The following is an 18,267-nucleotide window of genomic DNA, read 5'->3' on the forward strand; positions in this document are numbered from 1 at the left end:
CCTAATTGCGAAGTGCGGTGTTAAGGCAAACCTGCCATTTGTTCAGTACATGAACAGAGGCTCACATATCATGGCGATTCCTGGCTTCCGCCGAGCGGCCGACTTTTCCATCGTCAAGGTCGTCGCGGCCGCCGTCCTCGGCTTGGTCGTTCTGGCTGCCGGAACCTTTTCCTTCCTCGTCTGGTCGACCTGGAAGATCGACGCTGTATCGACCGCGCGACAGACCGAGATGGCGCGCCATGTGATCGGCCGTTTCCGTTTCCAGCTCGCCCATGACCAGGAGAGCGCTACGGTGTGGGACGACGCTGTCGTCAATGTCCGCGGCTATGCGTCGCCCGAAAGCCTGGAGTGGATAAACGCCAATCTCGGCGAGTGGATGCACACCTATTTCGGCCACGACGCCGCTTACGTCGTCAAGCCGGACGGGCAGCCGGTCTACGCCTTCTCAAACGGCGTGCAGGACGAGGCGACGAGCTACGCTTCGATCGAGAAAACCACGGCCCCCATGCTGCAGCAACTGGTGGCGGCGTTGCGCCAAGGAGAGACGATCGGAATCGAAGAAGGGATCGACAGCCCCGGCGTCACCGATTTTCGCTTCCTCAACGGCCGTCCGGCCGTCGTCAGCCTGAAGCCGATCGTCAGCGACAGCGGCGACATCGAACAGGTCGCAGGCGAGGAATTCGTCCATGTCGCTGTCCGCTATATCGACGGTCCCTTTCTCAAGGAACTCGAGACGAAGTACGACTTCAGCAACATGCATTTCTCGCTGACGGAAGAGGCGACAATCAACAAGGCCAGCCTGCCGCTGGTGACGAACAGCGGTGACAGCATCGGCTATGTCGTCTGGCAGTCCTACCGTCCGGGACTGGCCTTCCTGCAATCGATTACGCCGGCACTGGTCATCATTCTTCTGTGCCTGGTCGTCGTCGTCGGCATCTTCATCGCCATGCTTTACCGTCGCGCGATGGCCAATCGCGAGCAGGAAGAGCGCATCCGCTATCTGGCGACCCATGATTCCATGACCGGCCTGCTCAATCGCGCTGCGTTCGAAGCGCGGCTCGACACAGCGCTCTCGGAGGTCGGGGACAAGCCCCGCCAGATTGCCATCCTCTATCTCGATCTCGATCGCTTCAAGCCGATCAACGACACGCTCGGCCACCCTGCCGGCGACTTCGTCATTTGCGAGATCGGATCGCGCATCGGCAAACTCGTGCCACCGGGCGCCTCGCTGTGCCGTGTCGGAGGCGACGAGTTCAACGTGCTGGTGACCTATGACCAGGTCGAGGCGATCGAGGCGCTTTGCGCGGCCATCGTGGATTCCGTCGGCCAGGCCATCTGCATCGACGGGCAGAGCGTGTTCGTCGGAATATCGATCGGCGTGGCGCTTTCGCCGTTGCACGGCACGGACCGCGCCGAATTGACCCGCAAGGCGGACGTGGCGCTCTACAGTGCCAAGGCGAGCGGACGCGGATGCTATTCGATCTTCGGGCAGCACATGGATGCGTTGGTCCGCGAGCGGGCGGAGATCGAGCGGGACCTGCGCGATGCGCTCGCCGACCGCAAGCAGTTCCAGGTGCTCTATCAGCCGAAGTATTTCGCCGGGACCGGCCAGGTGGGAAGCGTCGAGGCGCTGGTGCGCTGGCAGCATCCGACCCGCGGCCTGATTTCGCCCGTCTATTTCGTGCCGATTGCCGAAGAGTGCGGCCTGATCCGCGAGCTTGGCCGCATGGTTCTCGAGCAGGCCTGCAGCGCCGCCGCCGCCTGGCCGATCGACAACATCGCCGTCAATGTCTCTGCGGTTCAGTTGCGCGACAGCGCCTTTTCCATCGAAGTCATGGCCATTCTTGCTGCGACCGGGCTTTCGCCGCACAAGCTGGAACTCGAAGTCACCGAAACGGCCTGGATGGACAGTTCCGACAGCTGCGCCGCCAATATCCGCGCGCTGCGGGCCGTCGGCATCCACATCGCACTCGACGATTTCGGCACCGGTTTTTCGACCTTCGGCCGTCTGCACGAAACCGATGTCGATCATATCAAGATCGACAAGATGTTCGTCGACGGCCTGGGCAAGGATCGCGGCGACGAGGCCATCATCCAGGCGATCGTGGAGCTGGCCCGGGCCAAGGGCCTGAAGACCACGGCCGAAGGCGTCGAGACCAAGGAGCAGAACGATTTTCTGATCCGCATCGGCTGCGACGAGCTGCAGGGCTTCCTGTTTGCCAAGCCCATGACCCAGGAGGATGTCGGCGCCCTGTTGTCGGGCCGGGCGAAGACGACGCCACGGCTTTCGTCCGTCTAGGTCTATTCCAATCGATCAGACATAAAAAAATCGGCGGGTGAGGACCCGCCGATCGCATTTCCACTGATCGACTTCTGCCGAATCAGCCGAGCACGAGGGCTGCACCGCCGACAGCGGTCGCCACGCCGAGCAGGCGGGTGATGAGCGGACCCATGCGGCCGAGCGCGATGCCGAGGCCGACGCCGGCGGCGTGAAGGGCGGCGGTGGCGAAGAGGAAGCCGAGGCCGAACTGGACTGCGCCGGCGGCCCCGAGTTCGCCGCCATGGGCATGGCCGTGGAACAGCGCAAACAAGCCGACGACGGCGGCCGATGCGGGGACCGGCAGGCGCACGGCGGTTGCGACCAGCAGGCCGAGGCCGATGACCGAGGCGAGGATGGCCGGCTCGACGAACGGGATTTCAATGCCGGAGACGGCCAGCAGGAAACCCAGCGCCATGGTGCCGACGAAGGCGGCGGGGACGGCGAAAAGGGCACGTCCGCCGATCTGCGAGGCCCAGAGACCGACGGCCACCATGGCGAGGATATGGTCGGCGCCCGAGAGCGGATGGGAAAGACCCGCCATCAGCGAGCCATGCTCGGCCGGATCGAGGTGGGCAAAGGCGGGGGCGGTGGCGGTGGCAAAAATTACTGCGGTCATCGAAAGGCGTTTGAACATGGTTGTCCCTCTTTGTGGTCGACACGGCGCCCGGAAATCAGTCGCGCCGGCCTTCGGCTATATCGCACTGCGAAGACTATCGTAAGCGCTTTGTCGCTGTCTACGCCAAAGCCCTGACCGCGGCTGTTCCCACAGCGGCGTCTGCACCGCCGGAAACGCGGCAGCCGCAGCAAAGAGAAACCCTCCGCGCGCGGGCGCGGAGGGTGAAACACACAGCCGTACGGCCGAAACTACTTCTGCGGATGGGCGTCCAGCACTTCGGCGCAACGCGAGAAGCTCAAGCCTTCGCCGTCGGTGTCGTTGGTCGCGCGGATGGCGACGATTCGATCTGACGGGTCAGCGGTGATCTGCAGTTCGCAGAACAGCTCCTCGTAGCGCGGCGGCGAGATCATCTGCGGCTGGGGCGCGTAGCCGCCGCCGAGCGTCGTGGTCTTGGTCACCGTCACGCCGGGCTTGGCCTCGCGGGTCACGGTGCGCGTCGTGGTCTGGACCGGTTCCGGCGTCGAATATTGCGGCGGGATGTAGCGGGTCTTGTCGCCGCCGCGCCAAGTGTAGAGGATGTTGCCGCTGCCCATCGGAAACTCCGAGATCGGCGGGCCGTACTGGGTGAAGAACAGCTCGGCCGGCTGGCCGATCCAGCGCGACTGGATGACGGTGTTGGCTTCCTCGGTGGTGGTGCAGCCGGCGAGCATCGCGGCGGCAATGGCCGCGACGGCGGCGAAACGAATCTTCATGTCTGATCTTCCCCTCGACAATCAGCAGCCGGGCCTTGCGCCGCCCCTTCCGGAGAGGCAGGAGCCGCGGCGAATAAAATGCGGCTCTGCCGCCCCGTGACCCCGAAGCGCACATTCCGATCGGACGATACGTTAAGAGGCCGGCAATCCTGGAGACAATAGCGCGCCGGGTATGCACCCAGATTTGGTCCGGTTTTCCCCACCGGCGTTTCGCTGCGGCAGGTTCCGGCGGGCTTTGCGCTTGCTCGCGCCAAGCTCGGCCCCATATTGAGGGCAGGAGACCCGCCTGTTTGGCGGGCGAACGACAATCCGGAGCGATGGCCGTGTTTGCATTCGACAACAGTTACCAGCGTCTGCCGGAGCGGTTTTACCGCCCCGCCAGCCCGGCTGCCGCCCGTGCGCCGCGGCTGATCCGCTTCAACGAGACGCTGGCCGAAGAGCTGAACCTCGATTTCGCCGGAGCGAGTGATGAGGATCTGGCCGCAATCTTTTCGGGCAACAGCCTGCCCGAAGGGGCGGCGGCAATCGCCATGGCCTATGCCGGCCACCAGTTCGGCAATTTCGTACCGCAGCTCGGCGACGGGCGGGCGATCCTGATGGGCGAGGTGGTGGACCGGGACGGCCAGCGCCGCGACATTCAGCTCAAGGGTGCAGGTGTCACACCCTTTTCGCGCAATGGCGACGGGCGGGCCGCACTCGGGCCGGTCCTGCGCGAATATCTCGTTTCGGAAGCGATGCACGCGCTCGGCATTCCGACGACCCGGGCGCTCGCCGCGGTGTTGACCGGCGAGGTGGTGCATCGAGAGACGAAGCTTCCCGGCGCGGTGCTGACGCGCGTGGCGGCGAGCCATATCCGCATCGGCACCTTCCAGTTCTTTGCGGCGCGCGGCGATGACGAGGCGATCAGGACGCTCGCCGACCACGTGATTTCCCGCCACTACCCGGAGCTGGAAGGCGTGGAGCAGCCCTATCTGGCGCTCGTCAATGCGGTCGCGGCGCGTCAGGCGGATCTCGTGGCGCGCTGGCTGTCGGTCGGCTTCATCCATGGCGTGATGAACACCGACAACATGGCGGTCTCGGGCGAGACGATCGATTTCGGCCCCTGCGCCTTCCTCGACGAATATGATCCGCGCAAGGTGTTCTCCTCGATCGACCAGCGCGGGCGCTATGCCTATGCCAACCAGCCGGGGATCGCCCAGTGGAACCTCGCGCGTTTCGCCGAGACGCTGCTGCCGCTGTTGACATCGAGCGAGGAGGAGAGCGTTGCGGCGGCCAATGCCGCGCTGGCGGAATTCGGCCGACTGTTCCAGTCGCGCTGGCTCGACCTGTTCCGGGCCAAACTCGGCCTTGCCGGCGAGGCGGGGGGCGACCTCGATCTCGTCAACAGCCTGCTGAAGCTGATGCAGGACGGCGAGGCGGACTTCACCCGGACGTTGCGCGCGCTCGGCAAGGTCGCCGGCGGCGCTGGCGATCCCGTCCTTGAGGCCGAATTTGCCGATCCCATCGGCGTTGGCGACTGGCTCCGGCGCTGGCGCCTGCGCCTCGAGGGCGATCCCCGCACCATGGGCGAGCGGCAGGCGGCGATGGAGGCCGTCAACCCGGCCGTCATCCCGCGCAACCACCGCATCGAGGAAGCGATCCAGGCCGGTCTTGCCGGCGACTTCACGGTGTTCGAGCGGCTGCACGCGGCTCTGCAGAACCCCTATGCGGAAATCCCCGAATTTGCCGCCTATCAGGAAAAGCCGGCGGTCGAAGAGCGGGTGGAGCGAACCTTCTGCGGAACGTGACGGCGCGTCCGGCCCTCAGAGCCCCCCGCGCTATCGCGACCTGAGTTCGGCTGAAATCCGGGCGAGGTCGCGGGCAGGGGGCAGGCCGAAGAGGCGGGCATATTCCCGGCTGAACTGGTTGGGGCTCTCATATCCCACCGCGTAGGCGACGGACGTGGCGGTCGCCTCGCCGACGATCAGCAGGGAGCGCGCCTTCAGGAGCCTGAGGCGCTTCTGGTATTGCAGCGGGCTCAGCGCCGTGACCGCCTTGAAATGGCGGTGGAAGGCGGAAATGCTGAGCGCCGCCATGTCCGCCAGCGTCTCGACCTTGAGCGGTTCGGCGAAATGCCGGCGAAGCCAGTGGATCGTGACGGCGATCCGCGCCAGCGCCGTGCCGGGACTGGCCATGTCGCGCAGCATCCAGCCATGCGGTCCCTGCAGCACCCGGTAGAGGATTTCGCGTTCATAGGCCGGGGAGAGGGCGGCGATGTCCTGAGGGCGGTCCATCAGGCGCAGCATGCGAAGCCAGGCATCCAGAAGCTCGCCGGTGACCGGCGCGACCGAGAAGGCGCCGTCCTGTACGCCGCCTGCGGCAGGTTTGGGCAAATCCGACAGAAGCGTGGCGACGAGGGCGGGATCGAGTGTCAGGGCCACCGAAAGGTAGGGTGCGCCAGAGGCCGAGGCATGGACCGAGCCGGCGGCCGGCAGATCGACCGTCATGACGAAATAGGTCGCGGGGTCGTAATGGAAGCTGCGCTCGCCCACCGTGATCGTCTTGCCGCCCTGCAGGACGAGGTTGACCATCGGCTCATAGACCGCCGTCAGTTCGTGTTCCGGAATGGCGCCCCGGACCATGGCGACGCGGGGAATGCCGGTTTCCGTTCGCCGGTTCTCGGCGCGCGATGCCAGTCTTCGCAGTTCCTGCAGCTGTTCTTCCATGGGTGGCGATCTTGCAGAGACTTGGCGCGACCGCAAGCCGAAAGCACGAATAGGCAAGTTTCGAAGAGGATCGGGCGCGCGCGCCGGAGCCCATGCCGGCTAGACCTGCGCCGTCAACGAAACGGAGCCATTTCCATGAAAATCGTCATCATCACCGGCGGAAGCCGCGGCATCGGCGCCAGCACCGCCGTCCAATGTGCCAAGCGCGGCATGGGCGTCATCCTCACCTATAACAGCCAGCCGGACGCTGCCCAGACGGTGGTGCGCGACATCGCGTTCGAGGGCGGCAAGGCCGTGGCGCTGAAGCTCGACGTGACGGACAGCACGTCCTTTCCCGCCTTCCGCGAGTCAGTCAGCGCGGCTCTGCAGTCCGTCTGGGGCCGCGCGGACTTCGACGGTCTCGTCAACAATGCCGGCTACGGCCTGTTCAACCCGATCGCGACCGTGACGGAAGAACAGTTCGACGGGCTGTTCAACATCCACCTCAAGGGGCCGTTCTTCCTGACGCAGGCCCTGCTGCCGCTGATCCGCGACGGCGGGCAGATCGTCAACGTGACCAGCGCCACGACCCGCGTCGCGACGGCGGGTGTCGCGCCCTACGCCGCCTTCAAGGGCGGGCTGGAGGTGCTGACCCGTTACATGGCGAAGGAGTTCGGCGAGCGCCGCATCCGCGCCAATGCGGTCTCGCCGGGTGCCATCCGCACGGAGCTCGGCGGCGGGCTCGACGACGCCTTCGAGGCGCTGCTGGCGTCGCAGACGGCGCTTGGGCGGATCGGCGAGCCGGACGATGTCGGGCGCGCCATCGCCGGCCTTCTGTCGGACGAAGCGGGCTGGATCAATGCGCAGTCGATCGAGGTTTCCGGCGGCTATATGATCTGAGCGGTGATGGCGGCCGGCACGCCCATGGAGGGTGCGCGCCGGCCGAGATGGCAAAGCTTCTTGTGTCCGTATCGCGGATGTCGCAAACTTGGCAGTCGCAGATCGAAGGTCCGCCGAAAACTGGGTCGTGCAGCATTTCGATAATGTCGCATTGAGAATGTGGTGACGCGTCCGGTCGCCCTAAAATCCGCGTCAAACATCAAACAGGATTTTGAGGCTATGGCAGAGTTTCCGCAAAAGGCGAAGGTCGTCATCATCGGGCTGGGTGGCATCGTGGGCGCATCGATCGCCCATCACCTGATCGAGCGCGGCTGGGACGACATCGTCGGCATCGACAAGTCGGGCATTCCCACCGACATCGGCTCCACCGCCCACGCCTCCGACTTCTGCTACACCACCAGCCACGACTTCCTGTCGGTCTGGACGACGCAGTACTCGATCGATTTCTACGAGAAGATGGGCCACTACGCCCGCATCGGCGGCCTGGAAGTGGCGCGCGCCGGCGACGATGCCTGGATGGAGGAGATCAAGCGCAAGCTGTCCTCGGCCAAGGCGTTCGGCACCCGCGCCCACTATGTCAGTCCCTCCGAGATCAAGGCAAAGTTCCCGCTGATCGAGGAGGACATGGTGCAGGGCGGCCTGTTCGATCCTGACGCCGGCCTCGTCATTCCGCGCAGCCAAACGGTCGCCGGCAAGCTGGTCGATGCGGCGGAAAAGTCCGGCAAGCTCAATATGTTCGCCAATACGCCGGCAAAATCGCTGATCGTCGAGGGCGGCCGCATCAAGGGCGTGGTTACCCATCGCGGCACGATCATGGCCGACCACGTCATCGTCTGCGCCGGCCTCTGGGGCCGCCTGATCGCCGAAATGGTCGGCGAGGACCTGCCCGTCATGCCGGTCGACCATCCGCTGACCTTCTTCGGCCCGTTCAACGAGTTCGAGGGCACCGGCAAGGAAATCGGCTATCCGCTTTTGCGCGACCAGGGCAATTCCGCCTATATGCGCGACACCGGCGACCCGAAGACGACAGAGGGCGGCCAGATCGAATGGGGCTATTACGAGACCAAGGAACCGCGCATGTGCCATCCGCGCGAGCTCCTGGAAAAGCACGAGGCGCGGCTTTCGCCCTCGCAGCGCGATCTGGAGATGGAACAGATCCTCGAGCCGCTCGAGCGGGCCATGGAGCTCACACCGATCCTCGGCGAACTCGGCTACAATGAAGGCCATTCCTTCAACGGCCTCTTGCAGGTCTCGGCCGCCGGCGGCCCGTCCTGCGGCGAGAGCCAGAAGGTCCGCGGCCTCTGGTATTGCGTCGCCATCTGGGTCAAGGATGGTCCGGGCTACGGCAAGCTGATCGCCGACTGGATGACCGACGGCCGCACCGAGATCGACCACAACTCGATCGATTACGCCCGCTTCTATCCGCATCAGCTGACCGAAGACTTCATCGCCGGGCGCTGCTTCGAGGCCGCGCAGAAGATCTATTTCCCCGCCGTGCATCCGCGCGAACCGTATGCCAGCGGCCGCAACGTCAAGCGCTCGCCGTTCTACGAGCGTGAAGTGGAGCTCGGCGGTTACTTCATGGAACTCGGCGGCTGGGAGCGCGCGCACGGCTACAAGGCCAACGAGCATCTCCTTGAGAAATACGGCGACCGCGTTCCCGTCCGCGCGAACGAGTGGGACACCCGCCACTTCTGGCGCGTCTCGAACGCCGAGCATCTGGCGATGAGCGAGGATTGCGGCATCGTCAACCTCAGCCACTTCCACATGGTCGACATCGAAGGGCCGGACCATGTCGAGCTGCTGGAATGGCTCTGCGCCGCCAAGATCGGCGGTGACGGCAATATCGGCAAGGGCATCTACACCCACTTCCTCGACGACGAGGGCATGGTGCGCGCCGACTTCACCGTCTTCCGCATGGCCGACCGCTGCCGTCTCGTGAACGGCGCCGATGCCGGCCCGCGCGACTACCACTACATGAAGCGCGTGGCGCAAGATCGGGGCCTCGACGTCACCATCACCGACGTCTCGGAGAAATTCATCACCATCGGCATCTGGGGCCCGAACGCCCGCGCCACGCTGAAGAAGGTCGTCGCCGACCCGGCCGGGCTCGACATCGAGAACTTCCCGTTTGCCGCGATCAAGCCGATCGAAATCGCCGGCAAGCCTGTGACCGCTTTCCGCATTTCCTATGTCGGCGAGCAGGGCTGGGAACTGCACATGAAGTACGAGGACGGCCTGGCCGTCTGGGACGCGCTGCGCTCCACCGGCGTCATGGCCTTTGGCGTCGAGACCTATGCCAACTCCCGCCGCATGGAAAAGAGCCTGCGCCTGCAGAACGGCGACCTCCTGACCCAGTACAACCTGATCGAGGCCGATCTTGCCCGCCCGAAGGTCAAGGAAGCCGATTTCCGCGGCAAGTCCAAGCATCTGGAATACAAGGCGCGCGACCACCAGCCGGCCATGCTCTGCACGCTGGTGATGACGGAAAACACCGACAAAAACGGCGTCGCCCGCTATCCGGTCGGCTCGCTGCCGGTCATGGACCCGGCAACCGGCGAGACCCTCATCGACAGCCTCGGCCGCCGCTCCTACACCACCTCGATCGCCTTCGGCCCGACCATCGGCAAGAATATCGCGCTGGCGTATTTGCCGCACGAATATTGCCAGGTGGGGCGGAAGCTGAACGTCGAGTATTTTGCCGAGACTTATCCGGTCGAGGTGGCGGCGGTGGGGTACAAGCCGCTGTATGACCCGGAGAATCTGAAGCCGCGGAGCTGAGGCGGGAGCGGTTTACTCAGAGGGTTATGGACCCGTCGGTCGAGAGGCTGGCGGGTTTTTTGCGCCGTCTCGGTTTTTCCAGTATTTGGGTGATGCTTTGTTTCAACGCCTTGAAAGTTTCCGTTTCTAAAGGAAGGTAGGCAGCGAGATTTGAGCGAACCATAGGCATGGGCTGATTGTTCCGGTAATCTTCGAATTCGATACCGTTTTTTCTTTTGACTCGGTGAAAGAACTCCCTGTATCTGCGCGGTGTGATGCCAAAGAATGGCGCGAATTCCACCGCAGGGAATTTGCCATAAGCTCCTCTCGACATACCTTCAATTTTCACAGAGTCAGAGTGCAGGTCGGAAGTTAAGCTTTTTGGATAGGGCTCAAGAAATACCACTTTTGATATCCCACTCGCAACGATGTGCTTTGCACACATATGACATGGAAATGTTGTGCAATATATTGTTGCGTCATGAACTGAAATACCCAGGCGAGCAGCGTCGCTTAAAGCTGACATCTCCGCATGAACGATCCTGCCATATTCCAGAGCGTCCATGAACTGGGATTTCTCTAATTGTTTTATTTTATCCTTAGTTAGCGCCGGATTTCCTCCGGAAATAATTTCGATCACCTCGTCAAGTATCTCATTTTTTCTTTTATCGTTGCTGTCCGCTCCCAACTTGTACTCGCGTGCGTCGAATGGGTCATCAGCCCAATAGGTGCCCCCGCCTGCCTTCGGTACTTCATTCGCACCCAGAGCTGCGATTTCGCCTGTTTTCCGAAATATTGCCGCCCCAACTTGCCTTGACAGGTCCAGGCTTCGAAGCGCTGCTGAGTGCGCCAGATACATTCCGTATTCCAACCGATTTGGCGAATAACCGTTATGTCCAAAAAGAAGCTCAACAAATCGGCGTACTTGTTGAGGTACGTTGTTGTGATCGTCGGCTCTGTCTGCATTTATAACCACGTCGGCATATTGGAATATTTTGCCTACTTTCTGTCCATTAGGCTCGTTGAATTCGTCTTCGTCTCTCGCGACGAGCGTTTCTGCTTTACCTCGGAAAAAATTGGCGTCGCGCTTTTTGTTGTCATGGGCCATCGTATTCGCGAGGTTATCAACCCTGACATCTCGGGCAGAATAAACTGATATCTGGAAAAAGCAGTTCCCGTAAACCTCTCGGAGTAGATCGAGTTCTTGTTCAGTTTTCAGTTGGTCGATGATGAATAAGTCTCCTCGGGTTTTGTCCTCTGAGCGTTTTTCAGCGATCTGGGATATTGCGAAAGCAGAAAGTGCGCGTCCGCCTAATTGATTACGTAGATAGTTTCCAAAATTAATGTAGGTATCAATTCGATCATATCGTGTGCGTGTATTTAATTTAGTGTAGCCAAAGGTGTCGCTGATTGCTGGAAATTGGTCAGAAATTTTTATGTGATGAACGTTGTATCCTTTAACGTTGAATTCCTTTGCCAGTGCGTCAATGGTGGTTTTCAATCCGGTTCCCACGGGCGAGACAATTCCGATAAAAATCTCGGGTAGATTTTTGTCGGGTTTTGGGAACGTTTCGGTGGCCATTGGCTTCTTCGTTTGTTAAGGATTTCTAGTGATGCTAGACTCACGATTACACCTAATTTCAGGGAACACAATGCAACCTCGTGTGGAAAAAAAGGGCGCTTCAAGTGTCCAGCAGCCTAAGCCACTGTTGGATCGACTCGAGTCGTTGGTGCAGAAAAACGAGCACGCCTACAACGACGCGATTCGTGACTTTAGGGATCATTTTACGCTTGGCTCCAAGGTATACGAGACTAATTGCGATTAATTCATCGAATCGCGATTGTATGAGGGGCTCCAGAGTGGGGCCCCTTTTTGTTGTGAACGTTGATTGTATTCCGATGTGTGGGATCGATTAAAAGTTGCCGGGCGCTCAACACTGTCGCGCGTTCGCTCGGCATGACGGCGATAGCTGAAGAGGCAGGGCTTGGGCGTGAGAGCCTCTACAAGGCGCTCGGCGAAAACGGCAATCCGGAATTTGCCACCGTCCTGAAGCTGATGAAGGCCATGGGGCTCAAGCTCTCGGCGCTGCCGATCGACGAGGGATAGGGGCGGCGGCGATACCTCTCCCCCTTGTGGGAGAGGTTACAAAATCGAAGGCTTAGCCCGATCAGGGCTAAACTTCAGATCTTGTTGGTGAGGGGACCGGTGCTGCGGGCAGGACCAACAATCCCCCCCACATGCGATTTCTGATGTTTGGCCGCGGCAGGTGCTGCGCCCAATTCATCGAAATCGCCTTCTCCCCCACCAAGGGCGAGATGGGGCGTCGCGCGAACGGTTCCACTCCATGTCCCTCATGCCGAGCTGGCGGGCAGCGCCCGGCCTCGAAGCACGAGGCCCGCGATCCACGACACATCAGGATGCTTCGAGGACCGGTGTCGCGAGCAGCTCAGCCTGAGGGCGATCCAGGATCGGCGGTGTTTAATTCCCGCCTGTCATCTGTTCGCACTTGAACAATCTCCGGTCTCGGCTCATCTGTAGAGCGTCGGAGCATTGGGAGGCGGATGATGGACGGGAACGGTTACGATCGGCAGGCGGTTTCGCCGGAGTTGGCGATCGGGAAAGTGCTGGCGCGCCAGCGGGCGGCCTATCTCACGGACATCAATCCGGCACTCGCGCTGAGGGTCGACCGTCTCGACCGGCTGGAGCGGATGATCCTTGTCTGGCAGGAGCGCCTTGCCCAGGCGATCTCGGAGGATTTCGGCAATCGGTCGGCGGTGGTCACCACGCTCGCCGACATCGTGCCGACGCGGGCGGCGATCCGCCATGCGCGGCGGCACCTGAAGGGCTGGATGCGGCCGCGCCGCGTGCCGCTCGCCTGGACGGGGCAGCCGGGATCGGGTTTGATCCTGCGCCAGCCGCTCGGCGTCGTCGGCATCATCGCGCCGTGGAACTATCCGATGAACCTGACGCTCTCGCCGCTGGTGGGGGCGCTTGCCGCCGGCAACCGGGCCATGCTCAAGCCGTCCGAGCTGACGCCGCGGTTTTCCGAGGTTCTGGATGCGGCGGTCAAGGCGTTCTTCGCCGAGGACGAGTTGGCGGTCATCACCGGCGGGCCGGAGGTGGCGGCCGCCTTCAGTGCGGCGCCGTTCGATCACCTGATGTTCACCGGCTCGACCGCTGTCGGCCGCAAAGTGGCGGAGGCAGCGGCACGGAACGTGACGCCGGTCACGCTCGAACTCGGCGGCAAATCACCGGCGATCATCGATGCCTCCGCCGATCTGGACAGCGCCGTGCCGCGGCTGATCTGGGGCAAGCTGTTGAATTCCGGCCAGACCTGCGTTGCGCCCGATTACGCGCTGGTGCCGCGCGACCGCGTCGAGGCCTTCGTGGAAGCGACGAAGGCGGCGGCGGAAAGACAATATCCGAGGCTTGCCGACAATCCCGACTATACGTCGATCATCAGCGCGCGCCATTTCGACCGGCTCGCCGGCCTGATCGAGGAGGCGCGCGACAAGGGGGCGAAGGTGATCGAACTGCTGCCCGGCACCGATGCGGCGCGGCGCATCCTCGCGCCGGTCGTTGTCACCGGGGCCAACGACACGATGGCGCTGATGCGGGAGGAAATCTTCGGGCCGATCCTGCCGGTCATTCCCTATGATACGCTCGACGAGGCGCTGGCCTTCATCAACGCCCGCGACCGGCCGCTGGCGCTCTACTGGTTCGGGACCGACAGGAAAGCCGAGGGGCGGGTGCTGAACGGAACGATTTCCGGCGGCGTGACGATCAACGACACGATCCTGCACCTGGCGCAGGACAATCTGCCCTTCGGCGGCGTTGGCGCCTCAGGCTATGGCGCTTGTCATGGCGAGGCGGGCTTCGTGGCGATGAGCAAGGAAAAGCCGGTGTTGCGCCAGTCGCGGCTGTCGGCGGTGGCGCTGCTTTATCCGCCCTATGGCAAATTGGCCGGCATGCTTCTGAAGGTGCTGGCACGCTTCGGCTGAGGGTGGAGGCGCTGGCGGTGGGGCCCTTCTCCCCAGCGGAGAGAAGGTGGCCCGGCAGGGCCGGATGAGGGGGGCGAAGCTCACTTTGGAAAAAGCGGTCGGGGAGAGTGGCCGATTCGTCGGCCCCCTCAGAAATCACCATCGGCGGGGCGAAAGACTCGTTTCCTTGGCGCGCGGGGCTTCCCCCTCACCCCGCCTCCGCTTCGCTCGGCCTCCTCTCCCCGGTGGGCGAGGAGGCCGGAAACGTCGTAGCGCAGCCTTTTCTCCCCGCTAGGGAGAAGGTGGCGCGTAGGGCTGGGCGGGATGGACGGAGCGGCTCGTCTTTTTGTTGTCGCCGCTCCATCCAGGACCTTGTCGGTCCACTCCTCCCCCCAGGAGACCGATCACCCCACCTTGGGGAGCCTTGCCACTTCCGGGTCGTAGACACGGCCGAAGCGGTTGGCGAGGAAGGCGGGAAGGCTGACTTCCTCCTGGCGGACAAAGCCCTTTTGCGGCAGCTTGCCGTCGGCCAGCAGGTCGAGCACGGTGCAGATGCCGGCAGCCGTCGTGATCTGGATGGCGCTCATCAGGCGGCCGCCGATGACGCCGGCATAGACCTTGTTGGCATAGGTTTCCTGCAGGAAACGGCCGTCCTTTACGCCGCAGACGGTGACGAAGACGACGACGACGTCCTGCATGGTGGCGGGCAGCGCATTTTCGAACAGGTCCTTCAGGACGTCGCGGCGATTCTTCAGGTTGAAGTCGTTCAAGAGCGCCTTGACGATCGCCTGGTGGCCCGGATAGCGGATGGTGCGGTAGTTCATCGTGCGCACCTTGCCTTCGAGCGTCTTCGCCAGTGTGCCGAGGCCGCCGGACGTGTTGAACGCTTCGTAGGTGACGCCGTCGAGCGAGAATTCCTCGCGCTCTTCCATCGCCGGAACATTGATCAGCTTGCCCTCGACGATCGCCTCGCAGGGCTCGATATATTCGTTGATCAGGCCGTCCGTGCTCCAGGTCAGATTGTAGTTGAGCGCGTTGGACGGATATTGCGGCAGCGCGCCGACGCGCATGCGCACGCTGTCGAGCGTGTCGAAATGCTTGGTCAGGTCGTTGGCGACGATCGAGATGAAGCCGGGGGCCAGGCCGCACTGGGGGATGAAGGCGGTCCTGGCATTCTTCGCCAGATGCTCGACCTTGCGGGTGGTGGCGACGTCTTCGGTGAGGTCGAGATAGTGGGTGCCGGTGCGGGCCGCACTTTCGGCGACCGCGCCGGTCAGGTGGAAGGGGGCGGCCGAGAGCACGGCGAACTTGCCGGCCAGCACCGCGTCGAGGGCGTTCGCATCGGTGATGTCGACGGCGGCGGTCGTGATCGCCGGATGGCGGTCGATGGCGGCCAACTGCGCCTCGCTGCGGTCGGCGACCGTGATCCTGTAGGCGCCGCTGTCGGCCAGCATGAGTGCAATGGCGCTGCCGATCTTGCCGCCGCCGATGATGACTACGTCCTTCATTGAAATATCCCCTCTTGAATTTCGTCAGGTTTGCACAGGATGCCGACTGCGCCTTTCGATTCATAGCGACGATATGTTCGTTTCGTGGTATCTGTTTCGGCATATTGCCGAGAGGATTGGACGAAATGCAAATTACCGACAAGGATCGCGAACTTCTGGCGTTGCTCGGCGAGAACGCCCGCATGCCGGTGGCCAATCTCGCCAGGCGGCTCGGCCTGTCGCGGACGACGGTGCAGGCGCGGCTGGAGCGGCTGGAACGCGAAGGGGTGATCGCCGGCTACGGGGTCAGGCTGTCGGAGGCCTTCCAGAGCGGGCTGATCCGCGCCCATGTGCTGATCACCATTGCGCCGAAGTCGCTGCCGATGGTTTCCGCCGAGCTGGACGCCATCCGCCAGGTAACGACGCTGCATTCGGTCAACGGCTCGTTCGACCTGATCGCCATCCTGGCCTCGAGCTCGATTGCCGAACTCGACGAACTGATCGACCGCATCGGGGCGATCGCCGGCGTCGAGCGCACGCTGTCGTCGATCATCCTGTCGACGCGGATCTCGCGCTAGGCAGCCCGCGCTAACGCGCTGTTCACCGGTTCCGCGCTTCCCCTTTTTCCCGCATTGTTTTAGGACATGAGTCGCACTATGTGCGGGTGACCGAATCCAAGTGGAGACTATCCGATGAATGAAGACGAAGACGACAAGAGCAAGGAACTGCCGCTCGGCAAGGAAACGGAAGCGAACCTCTTCAAGTCGCGTTCGATCTTCATCTATGGCGGGATCACCCAGGAACTGGCGCAGAAGGTTTGCACTCAACTGGTGGCACTTGCCGCCGCCTCCGACGACGACATCCGCGTCTATGTGAACTCGCCGGGCGGTCATGTGGAATCGGGTGACTCGATCCACGACATGATCAAGTTCATCAAGCCGAAGGTCACCATCATCGGCACGGGCTGGGTCGCCTCGGCCGGTGCGCTGATCTACGTCTCGGTTCCGAAGGAACGGCGCATCTGCCTGCCCAACACCCGTTTCCTCCTGCACCAACCCTCGGGCGGCACCCGCGGCATGGCCTCCGACATCGAGATCCAGGCCAACGAAATCATCAAGATGAACAAGCGCCTGATCAAGATCTTCGCCAAGGCCACCGGCCAGTCGGAAGAGAAGGTCGCCAAGGACATCGACCGCGACTACTGGCTGTCGGCCGAAGAAGCCAAGGAATACGGCCTCGTCGGCAAGATCGCCGAGAAGCAGTCGGAACTCTGAGCTTCGGCCCGGAGACTGCATTCACAGGCCCCTGTCGGCGAGAGTCGGCAGGGGCTTTGTCTTGCCGGGATCTGCGACCGCGCGGCGGTCACACGGAATGCCTGGGGCCTTCCCTGTCGATTTCCCGCGTCCCTTCCTGACGATCGTCAAGCTCCGGCCATCCGCCGCCCTTCGCCCGACGAAGGTCTAGCCGCATATCGTTTGACACAGCCGATCGGGCTAATATGGTCGATCGTGCAACGGGAGGCGGAGATCGATGCGGAATTTTGCCAAAGCTATGGTCCAGTGCCTGCTTCTGGTGGCGTCTCTGGTGCTTGCGGCCGTGATTCCGGCCGGTGCGCAGGAGACCGTGTTCCGGACCTACAAGGACAATTCGGGCTTCTCCTGCGAGTTTCCCTCGGACTGGGATTTCCAGCAGGCGGAAAACACCGACCGGGTGTTTTCCGGGCTGGGCGGCACCGCCCGCGACGCCACCATCATCGTCCAGGTGATCGACCGGGCAAAGACCAGCGAGAAGACGGCCAAGGCCCAGCTCGGCGTGCTCAAGGCGCAACTGCTCGACATCCGCGACGGCCGCATCCTCAAGGAGGGTGAAGCTCCGATCGCCGGCCAGCAGGCGCCCTTCGTCATCGCCAGCTACAAGACCACGGATACCGCCGGCAAGTTGCGCACGTTCAATCATATCCAGATGGTGGTGACCGCGCCGCGCGTGTTCCTGTTGATGTCCTATTCGGCACCGGAAGGGATATTCGACGAGCATATGAAAGTGTTCGAGAACTGTTCGGCAACGCTCGCCATCGGCGAGCCGAAGGCGGCCGAGCCGGAAGCCGCCGAGGAGGAGCCGCAGACGCCGGCGCCTCCAGCCAAGAGCGCGGAAGAGGAGGAGTCCGCCGGCAAGCCTGCGCCCGCCACCGACGACGAGGACACAATCGTCTGGCGCCGCAATTCCGATCGCGGATTCTGGATCGCCGTGCCGCGCATCTGGTCGAGCCAGATCGATGCTGCCGAGCCCTATTCCCTCGACATGCGCCATCCGGACCGGGTGGAGGGCGTGATCGTCTGGGCGCTGGACCTCGACCAGAGCACCAAGGTCAAGGATTTTGCCGATGCCTGGGAGGAAAACCTGGCGGACAAGATCTTCTTCATGAACGAGCGGCTGGCCAAGCCGGCCGGCGAGCATCCGGGCGTCGGCCTGCCCAAGGTGCCGGTGGTCATGCGCCAGTACCAGGGCGAGGTGAGCGGAGCGACGGTTCGCAGCATCGCGGCCTATGTGGTCTACAAGAAGCGCGGTTATACCATCGTCGGCTATCACTTCCTCGGCGACAACAAGGGCCAGAAGCGCATTCTGGACGCGGTGACGAGTTTCCGGCTGGCTGCGCCGGACAACTGAGCTGCTTCTCTCGTGTCGGAGCCTTCCCGCCAGCCCGGGGCAGGGAGCGACCGCGGATGCTTGCTCGTCTTGAGAAGGTGCGCCGACGATCTTGTTGCGGATT

The 18,267-nt window shown here is 62.8% G+C and carries 14 protein-coding genes; 9 read left to right on the forward strand and 5 right to left on the reverse strand.

The genetic code is table 11. The annotated features are described in order from the left end of the window. Nucleotides 1-70 precede the first annotated feature (70 nt). Nucleotides 71-2,299, forward strand: a complete 2,229-nt coding sequence (locus AC07Y0_RS04170) for a bifunctional diguanylate cyclase/phosphodiesterase (RefSeq protein ID WP_498674810.1) — start codon at nucleotides 71-73, stop codon at nucleotides 2,297-2,299. Between the two features lie 82 nt (nucleotides 2,300-2,381). On the opposite strand, the gene AC07Y0_RS04175 is transcribed toward AC07Y0_RS04170, so the two are convergent. Continuing rightward, the gene (locus AC07Y0_RS04175) at nucleotides 2,382-2,954 is read right to left on the reverse strand and encodes a HupE/UreJ family protein (protein WP_498674811.1); all 573 of its coding nucleotides are present in this window, start codon (nucleotides 2,952-2,954) and stop codon (nucleotides 2,382-2,384) included. A 230-nt stretch (nucleotides 2,955-3,184) separates the two neighbouring features. Beyond that, complete coding sequence (locus AC07Y0_RS04180) at nucleotides 3,185-3,688, reverse strand: hypothetical protein (protein ID WP_498674813.1); 504 nt, start codon at nucleotides 3,686-3,688, stop codon at nucleotides 3,185-3,187. A 317-nt stretch (nucleotides 3,689-4,005) separates the two neighbouring features. On the opposite strand from AC07Y0_RS04180, the gene AC07Y0_RS04185 reads away from it, so the two are divergent. Beyond that, complete coding sequence (locus AC07Y0_RS04185; protein ID WP_498674815.1) at nucleotides 4,006-5,475, forward strand: protein adenylyltransferase SelO; 1,470 nt, start codon at nucleotides 4,006-4,008, stop codon at nucleotides 5,473-5,475. Between the two features lie 30 nt (nucleotides 5,476-5,505). Here the strand turns inward: AC07Y0_RS04185 and AC07Y0_RS04190 are convergent, their stop codons facing one another. After that, complete coding sequence (locus tag AC07Y0_RS04190) at nucleotides 5,506-6,393, reverse strand: AraC family transcriptional regulator (RefSeq protein ID WP_498674817.1); 888 nt, start codon at nucleotides 6,391-6,393, stop codon at nucleotides 5,506-5,508. Nucleotides 6,394-6,528: 135 nt separating this feature from the next. Between AC07Y0_RS04190 and AC07Y0_RS04195 the strand changes: the two genes are divergently transcribed. Then, nucleotides 6,529-7,272 carry an SDR family NAD(P)-dependent oxidoreductase gene (locus tag AC07Y0_RS04195; RefSeq protein WP_498674819.1) on the forward strand — a complete coding sequence of 248 codons (744 nt, stop codon included), beginning with the start codon at nucleotides 6,529-6,531 and terminating at the stop codon, nucleotides 7,270-7,272. Between the two features lie 219 nt (nucleotides 7,273-7,491). Then, nucleotides 7,492-10,053 carry a GcvT family protein gene (locus tag AC07Y0_RS04200; protein WP_498674820.1) on the forward strand — a complete coding sequence of 854 codons (2,562 nt, stop codon included), beginning with the start codon at nucleotides 7,492-7,494 and terminating at the stop codon, nucleotides 10,051-10,053. A gap of 16 nt (nucleotides 10,054-10,069) precedes the next feature. Here the strand turns inward: AC07Y0_RS04200 and AC07Y0_RS04205 are convergent, their stop codons facing one another. After that, a complete protein-coding gene (locus AC07Y0_RS04205; protein WP_498674824.1) occupies nucleotides 10,070-11,614 on the reverse strand; it encodes an anti-phage dCTP deaminase in 1,545 nt (514 codons plus the stop codon). Between the two features lie 321 nt (nucleotides 11,615-11,935). Here AC07Y0_RS04205 and AC07Y0_RS04210 point away from each other — a divergent pair, with 321 nt between their 5' ends. Together AC07Y0_RS04210 and AC07Y0_RS04215 are read left to right on the forward strand one after the other, a co-directional pair. Further along, the gene (locus AC07Y0_RS04210) at nucleotides 11,936-12,139 is read left to right on the forward strand and encodes an addiction module antidote protein (RefSeq protein WP_498674825.1); all 204 of its coding nucleotides are present in this window, start codon (nucleotides 11,936-11,938) and stop codon (nucleotides 12,137-12,139) included. 458 nt (nucleotides 12,140-12,597) lie between these two features. Continuing rightward, nucleotides 12,598-14,034 (forward strand): coniferyl aldehyde dehydrogenase, encoded by a 1,437-nt coding sequence (locus AC07Y0_RS04215; RefSeq protein WP_498674826.1) that lies wholly within the window; start codon nucleotides 12,598-12,600, stop codon nucleotides 14,032-14,034. A gap of 383 nt (nucleotides 14,035-14,417) precedes the next feature. Here AC07Y0_RS04215 and AC07Y0_RS04220 read toward each other — a convergent pair whose 3' ends face one another. Beyond that, on the reverse strand, nucleotides 14,418-15,521 hold the full coding sequence (locus tag AC07Y0_RS04220) for a saccharopine dehydrogenase family protein (protein ID WP_498674828.1): 1,104 nt from the start codon (nucleotides 15,519-15,521) through the stop codon (nucleotides 14,418-14,420). A gap of 125 nt (nucleotides 15,522-15,646) precedes the next feature. Here AC07Y0_RS04220 and AC07Y0_RS04225 point away from each other — a divergent pair, with 125 nt between their 5' ends. The 3 genes from AC07Y0_RS04225 to AC07Y0_RS04235 all read left to right on the forward strand — a co-directional run bounded on the left by AC07Y0_RS04225 (nucleotide 15,647) and on the right by AC07Y0_RS04235 (nucleotide 18,164). After that, nucleotides 15,647-16,078 carry an Lrp/AsnC family transcriptional regulator gene (locus AC07Y0_RS04225; protein WP_498674830.1) on the forward strand — a complete coding sequence of 144 codons (432 nt, stop codon included), beginning with the start codon at nucleotides 15,647-15,649 and terminating at the stop codon, nucleotides 16,076-16,078. Between the two features lie 114 nt (nucleotides 16,079-16,192). After that, a complete protein-coding gene (locus AC07Y0_RS04230; protein ID WP_498674832.1) occupies nucleotides 16,193-16,774 on the forward strand; it encodes an ATP-dependent Clp protease proteolytic subunit in 582 nt (193 codons plus the stop codon). Between the two features lie 256 nt (nucleotides 16,775-17,030). Next, a complete protein-coding gene (locus AC07Y0_RS04235) occupies nucleotides 17,031-18,164 on the forward strand; it encodes a hypothetical protein (protein WP_498674833.1) in 1,134 nt (377 codons plus the stop codon). Nucleotides 18,165-18,267: the final 103 nt, after the last annotated feature.

This window comes from Allorhizobium sp. GW101-3B10 (assembly GCF_059424725.1).